The organism is Paenibacillus oryzisoli, from assembly GCF_050467285.1.
GTDB lineage: Bacteria > Bacillota > Bacilli > Paenibacillales > NBRC-103111 > Paenibacillus_E > Paenibacillus_E oryzisoli_A.
Genome location: NZ_JBCMUN010000025.1, coordinates 58,679 through 72,168 on the forward strand (window position 1 = coordinate 58,679; position 13,490 = coordinate 72,168).

Annotated in this window: 10 protein-coding genes; all 10 read right to left on the bottom strand. The window is 48.5% G+C overall.

What is annotated here, in order from left to right; all coding sequences use genetic code 11:
- Positions 1-13 precede the first annotated feature (13 nt).
- Positions 14-2,197 (bottom strand): malate synthase G, encoded by a 2,184-nt coding sequence (locus ABE504_RS30290; protein ID WP_430096193.1) that lies wholly within the window; start codon positions 2,195-2,197, stop codon positions 14-16.
- A gap of 20 nt (positions 2,198-2,217) precedes the next feature.
- Positions 2,218-2,985: a fumarylacetoacetate hydrolase family protein gene (locus ABE504_RS30295; RefSeq protein WP_430096194.1), complete on the bottom strand. Its 768-nt coding sequence runs from the start codon at positions 2,983-2,985 to the stop codon at positions 2,218-2,220.
- A 189-nt stretch (positions 2,986-3,174) separates the two neighbouring features.
- Positions 3,175-3,921, bottom strand: a complete 747-nt coding sequence (locus tag ABE504_RS30300) for an IclR family transcriptional regulator (RefSeq protein WP_430096196.1) — start codon at positions 3,919-3,921, stop codon at positions 3,175-3,177.
- Positions 3,922-4,088: 167 nt separating this feature from the next.
- Positions 4,089-5,558 carry an FAD-linked oxidase C-terminal domain-containing protein gene (locus tag ABE504_RS30305; RefSeq protein WP_430096198.1) on the bottom strand — a complete coding sequence of 490 codons (1,470 nt, stop codon included), beginning with the start codon at positions 5,556-5,558 and terminating at the stop codon, positions 4,089-4,091.
- Positions 5,555-6,922 carry a (Fe-S)-binding protein gene (locus ABE504_RS30310; RefSeq protein ID WP_430096200.1) on the bottom strand — a complete coding sequence of 456 codons (1,368 nt, stop codon included), beginning with the start codon at positions 6,920-6,922 and terminating at the stop codon, positions 5,555-5,557. Before ABE504_RS30310 ends, ABE504_RS30305 begins: the two co-directional genes overlap by 4 nt.
- 1 nt (position 6,923) lies before the next feature.
- Positions 6,924-8,285, bottom strand: a complete 1,362-nt coding sequence (locus tag ABE504_RS30315) for an FAD-binding oxidoreductase (RefSeq protein ID WP_430096201.1) — start codon at positions 8,283-8,285, stop codon at positions 6,924-6,926.
- Positions 8,286-8,371: 86 nt separating this feature from the next.
- Positions 8,372-9,262: an NAD(P)-dependent oxidoreductase gene (locus ABE504_RS30320; RefSeq protein ID WP_430096203.1), complete on the bottom strand. Its 891-nt coding sequence runs from the start codon at positions 9,260-9,262 to the stop codon at positions 8,372-8,374.
- A gap of 32 nt (positions 9,263-9,294) precedes the next feature.
- Complete coding sequence (locus tag ABE504_RS30325) at positions 9,295-10,281, bottom strand: D-2-hydroxyacid dehydrogenase (protein ID WP_430096205.1); 987 nt, start codon at positions 10,279-10,281, stop codon at positions 9,295-9,297.
- A gap of 27 nt (positions 10,282-10,308) precedes the next feature.
- Positions 10,309-12,333, bottom strand: coding sequence for an alpha-amylase family protein (locus ABE504_RS30330; RefSeq protein WP_430096207.1), 2,025 nt, complete (start codon positions 12,331-12,333; stop codon positions 10,309-10,311).
- A gap of 63 nt (positions 12,334-12,396) precedes the next feature.
- Complete coding sequence (locus ABE504_RS30335; RefSeq protein ID WP_430096208.1) at positions 12,397-13,485, bottom strand: mandelate racemase/muconate lactonizing enzyme family protein; 1,089 nt, start codon at positions 13,483-13,485, stop codon at positions 12,397-12,399.
- Positions 13,486-13,490: the final 5 nt, after the last annotated feature.

Below are 13,490 nucleotides of genomic sequence, written 5' to 3' on the forward strand. Positions count from 1 at the left end.
GAGGATGTTACGGTTAAGCGTTCAACGCTGTGCTGCCAGCTTTAAAGGCCCTGCGGTAACGATGCAAAATTGGTTCTGTGTAACCATTGGGCTGATCGAAACCTTGCAGAACCAACTCGAGCGCTGCCTGAAACGCTGCCGAGTGCTCAAAGTCAGCTGACATACTACGATATGCGGGATCATTCGCGTTCTGCTTATCCACGATATGTGCCATACGCCGCATAGTCTCGATCATTTGTTCTTGACTGCAAATGCCGTGTCGCAGCCAGTTCGCCAGATGTTGGCTGGAAATCCGAAGCGTTGCCCGATCCTCCATTAAACCGATGTTATTGATATCAGGGACTTTCGAACAGCCGATACCCTGCTCCACCCAACGAACGACATATCCGAGAATGCCTTGGGCATTATTATCTAATTCCTGCTGGATCTCCTCTTGGGACCATGAAGGATCGTGCGAAACGGGAATCTCCAGAATTTGATCGATATAATTCACTTTTTGCATCAACAGTTGTGATTGAACTTCTTTTACATCTATTTGATGATAATGTAAACTGTGCAAAGTTGCCGCAGTAGGGGAGGGCACCCAGGCTGTTGTGCAGCCTGCTTCTAATTGGCTGATTTTTTGCTGAAGCATCTCCTTCATCAGATCCGGCATCGCCCACATCCCCTTGCCGATCTGGGCTTTACCTTGCAAGCCGCAAGTCAGTCCGACGTGCACATTAGAACGTTCATAGCCCTGCAGCCAGATTGAAGACTTCATATGGTTCTTCCTGATCATCGGTCCGGCTTCCATAGACGTATGCATCTCGTCGCCTGTCCGATCCAAAAATCCCGTATTTATAAACACAATTCTATCCTTTACTTCCCGAATGCAGGCTTTCAAATTTAAAGATGTGCGCCGTTCTTCGTCCATCACGCCAATTTTAATGGTGTGTCGCTCAAGACCGAGTAAATCCTCTACCCGATCAAAGAGCGTGTTGGCAAATGCTACTTCCTTCGAGCCATGCATCTTGGGTTTAACAATGTAGATAGATCCCTTGTTTGAATTCCGATAAAGACTGTTGCCCAGCACATCATGCATGGCGATAGCGCTAGTCACTACGGCGTCCAATATCCCTTCAGGCACTTCCTCTCCATTTCTATCCAGAATGGCGTCGATCGTCATCAAATGCCCGACATTCCGCACAAAAAGCAGGGAACGTCCAGCAAGCTCGAATGCTTCGCCTTCGGGAGACACATAGCTGCGATTGGGATGAAGAGCACGGGTTATCGTTGTGTCGCCTTTTGAAAAGAAAGCCTGCAGGTTCCCCTTCATGAGGCCTAGCCAGTTGCGGTACACGTCCACCTTATCTTCCGCATCTACAGCTGCAACAGAATCTTCACAGTCCATGATCGTAGTAATTGCTGCTTCTAGGAAGATGTCCTTCACGCCTGCCAGGTCATTCTGACCGATCAGGTGACGACGATCGATTAGAAGTTCTATATGGAGCCCGTTATTTCTCAATAGAACAGCTGACGGGCTGCTTGGGTTGCCTTGATACCCGACAAACTTCACTTTGTCGTACAAACCAACCCGTCCCCCGCTGGTTAGTACGATTTGCAATTGCCCATCAACAACCGTATAGGCAACTGCATCTGCATGCGAATTCTTCGTTAAAGGAGCCGCTTGGTCTAAGAATGACTTTCCAAACGAAATGACCTTCTGACCACGAACTTCATTGTACGAGTCGCTTCGTTCAGCACCGCCGCCTTCATCAATGACATCTGTGCCATATAGCGCATCATACAGGCTTCCCCACCTCGAGTTTGCCGCATTCAGCGCATACCGCGCATTGGTCACAGGTACAACCAGTTGCGGGCCGGACTGTATAGCAATTTCATCGTCTACACTCTGTGTCCCAATCTGAAAATCTTCAACTTCCGGTTCCAGATAACCGATTTGAGATAAAAATGCTTTATAAGTCTCCGCATTAAAATCGTCCCGGTGCTGATTATGCCACTGATGCAACTGGTCTTGAAGCGCATCGCGCTTTTGAAGCAGTGCCTGGTTCACCGGGGATAGGTCATCGATCAGCAATTCCAGCTGTGCCCAGAACTTATCTGCGCTTATGCCAGTTCCCGGTAGTACCTCAGACTCCAGAAAACGATGCAGACTGGATGCGACTTGCAGATTTCCTACTTGCAAATAGGGATTCATAGTTTCTAACTCTCCTTCGTTTAACGAATAATGGCTTGCACATGGTTGGACAAACGCCCGATGCCATCAATCCAGCAATCAACGACATCTCCGTCGCGCACATAGTCCGATCCTGCCGGTGTCCCTGTCAAAATCACATCTCCTGGATTCAAGGTCATAAATCGGCTGATGTAGGCAATCATCTCAGCAATAGGCGTTATTATACGTTCTATTGCCGCATCTTGCTTCATCACACCGTTAACAGCTGCATGAATCCGAGCGGTCCTATAATCAAAATCCGTTTCAATGATCGGCCCCAGCGGACAAAACGTATCGAATGCTTTGCCAATTGTCCAATGCCCTTCCGGATGAAAATAATTAAATGCTCCTAAATCGTTAGCTACTGTAAAACCGAAAATGATGTCATCTGCTTGGGACGGATGGATATCCTTGGCTGTGCGGCCAATAATGACAGCCAGCTCCGATTCAAATTTAATTTCATCCGTTCCTTGGGGCAACACCACGGGTTCCCCTGGACCCACGACAGTTGTCAGAGGTTTAAAAAATAAAATAGGCATCTCCGGGATCGAAGGCTTTTCCGCATTGTCAGGGACAAAGTTTTTACCGATGCCAATGATCTGATTAGGAACAATCGGAGCCCTCAGTGAAACCTGCTCCAGGTCAAAAATCCGTCCAGTCATCTGTCTATCCGAGAACATATCCCCAGCAAACTCATGAATACTGTGCCCCTCCAATAACCCGCTGCATATGGTATCCTCGGCAGGCAGCGAAAACCTCACTAATTTCATTGTTTACACCCCTTGTTCGGTATTATGAACATCGTTCGATAATTTGTTGCTAACCACATCTTCCCATACGTGAACTTCATTGTCAATGACTGAAATGCCCAATATGTAAAAAATCCCGGTCCGCTTGAAAGCAGCGACCGAGATTCGTACGTATCATATCCATATGCTTTTTATGCTATTCCTTGAACCCTATAGACTCGTCGAGAGAGTTGCTGCCAACTTAGTTATTTCCTCAATAGCCTCTTCCCTCTTCGTTTCCCAAGTGTGAACAGGCATTGAGCAACTGACAGCCGCATTGATCACGCCCCTGAGCCGTATGGGTGAGGAAACGCAGCAGAAGCCCATGACGCCTTCCTGAAGGTCCAAGGCATAGCCTGCGCGTCGAGCTTTTTCCAATTCTTGAATGAAGGTCTCACGACTGTCAATTGTATGGACGGTCCGTTTCGGCAACTGTTCGTGTGGAAGCAATCCTCGGACTTGTCCGGCATCCATATCGGACATTAGGGCTTTGCCAAGCCCTGTGGAATGGGCAGGAAATCGCACACCGGGGCCGGATACCATCTGCACAGGCGAAGGTGCTTCTATTTTCGCCAAATATAGAACTTCATTTCCATCCAATCGAGCAAGTTGAACCGATTCCTGAAGCTTTCGCATCACTGGCTCGGCAGTGCGTCTGAATTCGTCAATGAGATCGAACTGTCGGAAATAGGCGCTTCCATAATCACCGAGCGCGCTTCCTACCGCATAAGTTTCGTTACGGTCCCTGTTTATCCACTGCAGCCGTTCCATCGTATGCAAAAGCGAATGCAGCGTACTCTTGCTTATACTTAGCTGTTTGGATATATCCGAAAGCTTCCATTTATAGGGTTCCTCGGCTACCAGCATTAAAACGGCATCCGCCCGATCCAATGCAGGAACGGAATACTTTTGGTCCAAGCAATCACATCCTACTCAACTAATATCTATCGAACCGAACTTTCGGCTATGACGGAGAGTCAATACTTTATTATAGATACAAATCAAGCGAGAAGTCCATCCATCCATGTAAAATTAAAAGGTATAAGCCCAGTATTACACCGGGCCCATACCCAACGGGTTTCGTTTTATTCCTTAGACAAGACCGCATAGTGTTTAACTTCTACGCAGCGGGCAGGTTTAGGGAATATTTTGTCCGGATTACATAGACCATGCGGATTGAATACGTCGCGAAGATCCGTTTGCGCCTGAATTTCTCGTTCATTAAAAATAAAGCGCATATCCTCCATCTTCTCGATGCCGACCCCATGCTCACCAGTAATAGAACCGCCCACGTCCGCGCAAGCCTTAAGAACCTCGGACCCTGCGGCTACTGCACGTTCCGTCTCCCCAGAGACCCTTGAATCAAATAAAATGAGCGGATGAAGATTGCCGTCCCCGGCGTGGAACACATTAGCGATACGCAGCTTATATTTCTCGCTGATCTCCCCCACCTTCGCCAAAACTTCAGGAAGCTTGCTGCGCGGAATTACCCCGTCCTGAACCAAATAATCGGGAGAAATGGTTCCCATTGCGCCGAATGCCGTTTTTCTGTTAGCCCACCAGCGCGCCCTTTCCTGCGTATCTGCCGCTTGGCGTACTTCCAGAACTCGGTTTTTTTTGCAAACGGCAATAATATGATCGACCTGATCCTGCAATCCTTCCTCAATTCCGTCGACTTCGACGATGAGCACTGCGCCCAGATCCTTTGGATATCCGACGGGATAATTGCCTGACTCAACGCCTTCAATAGCGGTTTTATCCATCATTTCCAAAGCTGCCGGGACGATTCCTGCGGCAATGATTTCGGAAACAGCCAAACTGGCATCGCTGGCGTCGTCATATAAGGCCAGCACCGTCTTAACTCCTTGCGGCTTCTTCAAAATCCGGACTGTTATTTCCGTTACGATGCCCATCGTACCTTCCGATCCGGTAAGGATTCCAAGCAGGTCATACCCCGGACTATCGAGTGTTCCTCCAGTATTCACAATTTCCCCGTTTGGGAGAACGAGCTCAAGTCCTAATACATGATTAGTTGTGACACCATATTTCAGACAGTGCGCTCCGCCGGCGTTTTCCCCGACGTTTCCCCCAATGGTACAAGTGGCCTGGCTGGAAGGATCGGGTGCATAATAGTATCCTTTTAAAGAAATCGAATTGGACAGCTTCAAATTGATGTATCCCGGTTGAACGATTGCTCTACGGTTCATATAATCGATGTTGAGCAATTTGTTCATTCGAGCAAGACTGATGATTACTTCTCCTCCTCGTGCTATAGCTCCTCCGCTAAGACCAGTTCCCGCTCCCCTAGGCAAGAAAGGAATTCGACGCTCATACAAATATTTGACGATTTGGGAAACTTCCTTGGTCTCCTTCGGGAAGACCACGGCAGTGGGAAGCGATCTTTCGATCGTGTATCCGTCACATTCATAAGCAACCAAATCTTCATACCTATGCAGAATGGCTGCAGGTCCTATCATTTGTTCCATATCCCGAATGAGCTGTTCACGTTGCTCAAGACTTAGGAAACCCGTCGCTGCCTTCCCCTTTGTATTCATGAGCGGTGTGCCTCCTCCTTGCTGTATGCCCAATCGAGAAGTTGGATCGTATGCAAAATCTGCTCCGATCGGTTATGGCGCACGATGCCTACCTGAAACTGCATCATGCACCCGGGATTCCCCATTGCCACAGCCTCGCAGCCGTCGGGAATGTCATTCATCTTGCGATCCAAAAGCTGCCCCGCCATTTCGGGATGCGTCAGGTTGTATATGCCTGCACTGCCGCAGCAGCGGTCTGCATCGGGCAAATCAACAATACGCAAACCAGGGATGGCTGCAAGCAGCCGGCGCGGCTCAACTCGAATTCCTTGTGCATGCGCAAGATGGCATGCATCGTGATAAGTGACTGTCATGTCGAGGTTCCCTTTTGGTGCTATAAGACCAAGCCTATCGAGAAACTTCGATACGTCCACAATCTTTTCGCTAAACGCGTGCGCCTTGCCGCGGTAGCGCTCATCATTTTTGAACAATTCTTCGTATTCCTTCAGTGTCGAGCCGCAACCTGCCGCATTTACAATAATGGCGTCAATGTCATCGGATAAAAACACGTCGATATTATGACGTGCCAATTGCTTGGCTTGATCGCGGTCACCTGCATGAACGTGCAGAGCGCCGCAGCACTTTTGCGCTTTCGGAATCCATACCTCACAGCCATTACGACGCAGAACTCGAATCGTCGCTTCATTTATGTCACTGAATACGACGTCCATGACACAGCCAGTAAGTACTGCCACCTTCGATCGCTTTACACCGATGGCCGGCAACGTTTCCGGATGGGAACGCAGCACCGGGGGCCTTGTCAACTTCGGCAGCGCCTTTTCCATTTCGCGCAAATGCGCTGGGAGTATGTTCATTACTCTCAATTGTCGCGCCAAATAAGAAAGTCCCGACTTCTGGTACAGCTTCAGCATCGCACCAAGCATTTGCATTCTTGATGGATACGGGAAAAGACCATGCAGAAATAGTTTGTGCAGCAACCCCGAGAATCCTTTGGGAGGACTGGCCTTATAAAGCTGTCCTCTCGCTTCTTCGATCAACGCACCCACTTGAACACCCGAAGGACAAGCTGTTTCGCAGGCTCGACAGTCCAAACAAGTAGACACTGGATTTTTGAAAAACTCATTCAGCTGCATATTCCCTTCGGCAACAGATTTAATCAAATAAACCCGTCCTCGTGGAGAATGCGGCTCCAAAGCGGTTTCCTGATAGGTCGGACACGCTTCGAGGCACATCCCACAATGCACGCATTGTGAAAACTTTTCCGGATCAGGGGCATCCTCCCATAGATAATTGGAACGGGTTAACGAAACATCCTGGCATGCCGTCGGAGTTGCTTGTGCATTTTTAGCGCCATTCTGCGACATCTTAAATCCCTCCTACAAACCGACCTGGATTCAAGATGCACTTCGGATCGATTTTGTTTTTGATCTCTTTCATCAAATTCCAATCTTCTGCTTCAGTGCCCCATATATTCAGCATCTGCTTGATTTTGCGGGGAGCAACTTCGATCACCGAACGCCCGTTCAGCCTGCTGACAAATAACTCGACCGAGCGCAGCCATTCAAAAACTGCCTGCTGTTGTTCCCAATCCGCTCGAACCGTTGCTCTGCTAATACCCGTATATAGTCCTCCGTGGAAGTCCAACACTAACTCCTTTTCGTATGCTACAGATTGCGCGGCTTCATAAACAAGAGGTACCTCTGTGATCAAAGAGAGTAATTTGACGCTTATCACAAGCTTGTCATCAGAGATCACGCCCGAATTCGGAAGATCCTCTCTTAATTTAGCGAGTACGGTGTGGGTTTCTTCATACCCCATGAGCTTCAACTGGATCGCAACCCCTAAGCTTTCGCACGCGTTCATCAACCAATTAATCTGAAATAGCACCGAACGCTCCACATCCTGAAACGAAACCAACAGCATAGGGTCTTGCGTAGCTTCACCGAATATTTCCCCTCCGAGTCTCCCGTTTACCCATTCAACTACTGAAGGCTCAAGCTGGGAGTCCAGCAGAATTTCCTGTAGTTTGCGAAGCTTAAGTAAATCCGAGCTGCGTACGGCTAAAGCCCCAGTAAACACGGGAATTGGCCGGATTTTAAAGGTGAGCTCGGTGAAAACCCCAAGGGTGCCCATGGAACCGATAAAAAGCTTGTTCATATCGTATCCTGCCACGTTTTTGACAACTTTTGCACCCGTACGAATCAGCGTGCCGTCCGGATAGCAAATACGGGTTGCAATTAAATGATCTCTCACCGATCCGTACATCGCTCTGCTTGGACCCGAAGCGTTGGCAGCGACAATCCCCCCTAGGGTTGAACACTCCTCCCAGGCTGCATCAAGTGGCAGAAACTGCCCTTCCTTGCCTAAAGCTTGCTGGAGCTCTAGCAGCGTAGTCCCCGGCAGCACAGTAACGGTAAGATCACCGACGGAATGGTGGAGGATACCAGACATTTTTCTTAGCGACAATATCACATCCGTTCCTTCACCGGGATGTCCACAGGCATCTTTTGTCCCCCCACCCTGAGGTGAGATCCGCACATCATTGTTGTAAGCCCAACTCAAAATCTGCTTTACCTTCTGTTCCTCGTCGGGAAACACAACGATAGGAGCATGAAGCTGATATTGTCGCCCCCCCTCTTCGTGACCAACAACTACGTACTCTGGACCGATCAATTTGATTAAATCATTTTTCATTGTATCGATTGTTAGCTTGACTCTTTCAGACATGTTCTCACCTCGCGAGTATTCGAAATGATGACTTAGCTAACGGTTATAACGCTTGACGATAGAGTTAGGATGAAAGCGACATATATTTACTTGGTCACTTGGCGTTGTCCGTTTATTTCGCTCATGTACAAATACATACCGGACATGTCTTTCTCCCCAAACCCTTTGACTTTAGCCGTATCAATGAGCTGTTCTACATGGGTTCCAATAGGTAATGCAGCACCGATATCATCCGCCATTTTCTTCACCAGAACCAGGTCCTTATGCAGAAGATTAAGAGCAAAGCCCGCCTGAAACTCCCCCTTTTCAACAAACTGGGTATAGTGTCGATCATAAATCCGACTTTGAGCAAAGCTATTACTTAAAATTCGATGAAGCATATCTTTGGGCAGATTCATTTTGTCAGCAAGCGTCATTGCTTCACTCGCAGCCTGGGTATGTATGCCGACCATGAGTTGGTTTAACAGCTTAACGACAGTCCCATTTCCGACTTCTCCAACATGATAAATGTTTTTACCTACCTTCTCCATTACGGGAAGAGCACGTTCATAAACTTGCCTGCTTCCACCAACCATGATAGACAACGTCGCCTGCTCGGCTCCTACCGTCCCCCCGCTAACAGGCGCATCTAGAAAATCCATTCCTGCTTGCTCAGCAGCTGAGGAGATTTTTACACAAAGATCCGGCGACACGGTGCTGAAGTCGATTAAAGTCAATCCGTTTCGTCCATTCGCCACGATTCCTTCCGTCCCAAGATAAATTTGCTCCACATCTGACGGCATTGGCAAGCACGTCATGATCACATCGGCTTGCATTGCTAATTCTTTCAGGGAGAGTCCGACTTTGCCCCCAGATTCCGCAAACACAGCTTCTCTTCCCCTGCTCCGGTTTATTCCATACACTTCGTACCCAGCTTTTACAAGATTTCGCGCCATCGGCAATCCCATATTTCCCAAACCGATAAATACAAGTTTCATATTGAATTCCCTCCTAATTGGTTTCATTATGGTTATCTAGTGTATGCATCGCTAGGCTTCAATTCATTGAGCATCGCTTCTCCTGCTCGATAGCGCCTAACGTTTTCTGTGATAATGTCAATGGAACGACCAGTACGGTCGGGCACCTGCGGTGTTGTATGCGGTGTAATCAGCGTATTGGGCGCGTCCCAGAGCGGACTGCTGGACGGAAGCGGCTCCTGCGCGAAGGCGTCGAGTCCGGCTCCGCCGATTTGTCCTGCATATAAAGCCTCTGTCAGTGCCGCTTCATCAATGACAGCACCGCGTGCCATATTGATCAAGCATGCTGAGCGCTTCATCAGCGCCAGTTCACGTCTGCCAATCAGGTGATGCGTCGCATTACTCAGCGGTAAAGCTAATACGATAAAATCACTCTCAGCAAGTAGATCGTCAAGCGAATCCCCGTTATCGGCGCAGAAGAACCTATCGACTCCCGGAGGCGGAGGCGCACTGCTCTTCCGATAGCCAAGCACGTGCATGCCCATTGCTTTGGTTCGCAGCGCCAGCTCGGTACCGATGTTTCCCATACCAACGATGCCGACCGTACGTCCATACAATCCTCGCAGCTCATGTTGCCCGGGCACTCCCCATTGGTGGACCCGTTGAGCGTCAAGAAACCGCGGATACTGATAGGCTAGCGCCAGCATGAAAAATATGGCATGCTCCGCTAATGCAGGGGAAGATCGACCCGCAGAACTTGTTACCAGCAACTCCCGCTCGAATATTTCAGGACGAGCGCTCTTATTTAATCCCGCATGGTCGCAGTGAATCCAACGGAGCAATGGTGCTTGAATGAATCGTTCATCGAGGATATCACCTGCAAGCACGGCTACATCCGCGAGCTCAAGCGCTTCCCCGATGCCTACATAATCGTCACTTCGCAGACGAATCATGGTTGCAGGCTCAAAAGCCTGAGCTAGTCTACGATAATGTTCATCTTTATAATCAACTGTGGTAAGAACAACCCTTATATCCCTCATGCACTTGCCTCCTTAGGCATAACGCCGTTAATCCTCAATCACAATCGTCTCGAATAGCTCAAGCTCATCTAGACTCAATGAAACTTGCCCTTCACTGTAAACAAACGGGATATCCCCTGAACGACGCAACGCATACACACGTGAAGGCTTAGAATCACTCCGGAGCGTGAAGCGAATGTCCCGAATCGGAATCGGTGCATGGAATGCTGTGCCTAGTTGGCCCGATACATTCACAGCACTTACCAATCGACGTGAATCTCCCTTGTAATAAGAAACTTCAACCAAAGCTGGGGCGGTAACCTGTAAGGGCTCCCGATGGCCGAGTATATCCTGAAGTGCTGCCATCAGTAGGCGGCTATGACCGTGATTGCTCAGTTTTTCATAATGCGATCCTAGTCCCCACGGAATATAAGCGGATTTCCCCTGCCCGTAATGTTTATAGATTAATCCGGGGATGTTCGTCTCTTCGGTGATGTAACATTTCTCCGGCGGCCCGAACATGCAGGAAGGAATCAAGCCGAGTAATCCGAAAGCTTCATCCTCAAGCTCGCATTCCAAAGCTTCACCACATAAATACACAAGGTCAATTCGTTCAAAATGATGAATAATCGACTTATCAGCTTCGCGAATTCGGAAATAAGCCCCCTGCGCTTTCGGTTTAAGTGTAAATTCCTTTGCCCCAATACTTTGCAGTCGGATTTGCCCTAACGGATGACCTTTAAGATCGCAGGTAGAGGTAAATCCGGTTGCAAGGAGTTTCCCACCCTGTTCTACAAAACGGTCAACAGCGCCCACAGCTTCGTCGCTCATCGTTCGCTGGTCGGCGAGAATCAACAGTTTATATCGACCAAGCTTCTTGTCAATCTGCGGCGATTGCAGCATACTGTCGTGAAGAAGATCGTACTGCACATGATTCTCTGCCAAAATTCTCATAATTCCCTTTAGCTCGTTTTTGCTTTCGTATATACTACTGCTTTCCGGAACAATCAAGCATACCTCTGCTAACGATTGCAGGCCCGTGTAATCATCTTCATGATTTTGATGAAAGCAGTAAATATCTTTCACAAGATCGAGACAAAGACGGTCATCCTGATTAATGAGAGTGCCGATCACATAATAATCCAGCCATCCTCCATTCACTAGATTTTGCGCCAGTCGCAGCCCAGTTAAATGAGGGGAAACCGCCGTATGCCGCATGGCGTAATCAACAAAGTGAACGGCCGAATTACTTACAGCCATTCCATCCCAGGTCCCCCGAACAGTGCGCACATTTTCTGTGGCTGAATAATTCCATTCCGGCAGAGGCCGGTTCATTCCCGTGTTGGATTCCTTCCGGAAGATATCGGTACCAGAATGCGTATAGTTGCATATCGCTATATGAGGATTGATTCGCTTAACGATCTCTACTCGTTTAAGAAATAGCTCTCTTACTGTCTCTGTACGGAATTTTTCATAATCCCGGAAGACCGGATCGTTCGGATCCTCCCTAAGAGGCAGCTGCTCATGTCCAGTGTATTCAAAAAATCGTTTTTGGCAGTTGCCACATTGACAAACCCCATAATAGTTATAACTGTAGTCGTGAGTCACATAACCATGCATATTAAAGAAAATACCGTCAATGGAATACCTTTCAGCCACTTCCCTCAATATGTGAAGTGAATATTCCTGTTGATAGTAGCCATTGATGCAGGTGTGAACCTGACCGTTGTAATTGACTATCTCTCCGTCCACACTCCGATACAGCCAGTCCGGATTCGGCAAAGCACATTTTTGATTTAACCGGCTGAAATCGAAGCGGGCTATAAACTTCATCCCTTTCTCGTGAACACGTTCAATTACCCTCCCGGCAAAATCATCCTTCAAATTGGGATTCACATAATGGAATTCAAGGGACGAAGGGTAGTTAGCTACGATCCCCCCTACGTTAAACAGCAGAACGTTTGCCGAGAAATCCTCAAGGCTCCGCATATATTCGTCGGTATCCAGCATCGCGTCAATTTCTCTTAAATTGGTCTGTATCAGCCGCATTGGCTTCTCATTCCACCAATCCATTGTCGGTTCCTCCTACGATTGTGTATTTGCACCCCAGGCATTATTTCGCCAAATGCAAGGGCTTCATAGTTGACTAATTTGATACTCAGCTTTCTCAAGCCATTCCGGCCGCACATTGACACCCCAGCCTGGGCCGTCAGGAATCGATATTTTGCCGTCCCGCACCACGAGTTTCTCCACAAACAAGTCTTTCGTCCAGTCGTTAGATTCGATACTGAACTCCATAAATGGACCACGGTTCGGAATCGCAGCGCACATATGCATGGTAAAGATCGTTACCATTGACAAATTAGCCGCATGAGGCATACACGACATTCCTGCCTCCTGCGCCATACGCGCTACTTCAAGTGCCCGACTGAGTCCTCCGATATAGCAGATGTCCGGCTGTACGATATCAACTGCATGCATGTCTATCATCCGTTGAAACTGTACAAGATCGGTATCCTGCTCCCCACCCGTTACATTCAAGCTTAGGGCGTCAGTGACTTGCTTGGTCCATTCAAGCCGCGGATAGGGGCACGGTTCCTCATAGTGCACCACACCTTGCTGTTCTAGCATACGGCCCACTTCAATCGCACGGGCAGGGGTAAAGCCGCTATTCGCATCGACATACAACTGCGTATCGTCGCCAAGCGCTCGACGCACAGCAGGCACAATCTGTTCCGTACGGCCTGGAAAAACGTCGACATCGTTTCCGAATTTATTCGCAATCCGAAATTTAAAGGCACGGAAGCCGTGCTTATCCTGAAGTCGTTTCAGACGCTCAGCCTCATCCTCCGGCATGATATCGCGTCGCATGCTCGAGCCGTAGACCTCGATGTCGCCCCGGGTTCCGCCAATTAACTCGCATACGCTTTTCCCGAGACGTTTCCCTTTAAGGTCCCAGAGTGCGGTATCGAGCCCTCCGACAGCCCGGCATAAATAAGAGCCGGGAAATTTATGCTCGTGGGTAACGATCGTTTCAATAAGATCTGCTATTCGGTCTGCATCCTGGCCCAATGCTTGATGAGCAATCTGTTGGTGCAACACAAGCGCGGAAATATTAGCATGGTAAGGCGCAATTTGCCCAATCCCCTCGTGGCCATCGTCCGTGCGGACTCGGGTCATACAAATATTATGCGAAGTGAACGTTTCTATACTTTTGATTTTCATCATGA

Bases quoted from the DNA above. Each gene is read 5' to 3' on its own strand.
- ABE504_RS30290 (WP_430096193.1), bottom strand. From the start codon at position 2,197: ATGAATCCCTATTTGCAAGTAGGAAATCTGCAAGTCGCATCCAGTCTG.
- ABE504_RS30295 (WP_430096194.1), bottom strand. From the start codon at position 2,985: ATGAAATTAGTGAGGTTTTCGCTGCCTGCCGAGGATACCATATGCAGC.
- ABE504_RS30305 (WP_430096198.1), bottom strand. From the start codon at position 5,558: ATGAATACAAAGGGGAAGGCAGCGACGGGTTTCCTAAGTCTTGAGCAA.
- ABE504_RS30310 (WP_430096200.1), bottom strand. From the start codon at position 6,922: ATGTCGCAGAATGGCGCTAAAAATGCACAAGCAACTCCGACGGCATGC.
- ABE504_RS30315 (WP_430096201.1), bottom strand. From the start codon at position 8,285: ATGTCTGAAAGAGTCAAGCTAACAATCGATACAATGAAAAATGATTTA.
- ABE504_RS30320 (WP_430096203.1), bottom strand. From the start codon at position 9,262: ATGAAACTTGTATTTATCGGTTTGGGAAATATGGGATTGCCGATGGCG.
- ABE504_RS30325 (WP_430096205.1), bottom strand. From the start codon at position 10,281: ATGAGGGATATAAGGGTTGTTCTTACCACAGTTGATTATAAAGATGAA.
- ABE504_RS30330 (WP_430096207.1), bottom strand. From the start codon at position 12,333: ATGGATTGGTGGAATGAGAAGCCAATGCGGCTGATACAGACCAATTTA.
- ABE504_RS30335 (WP_430096208.1), bottom strand. From the start codon at position 13,485: ATGAAAATCAAAAGTATAGAAACGTTCACTTCGCATAATATTTGTATG.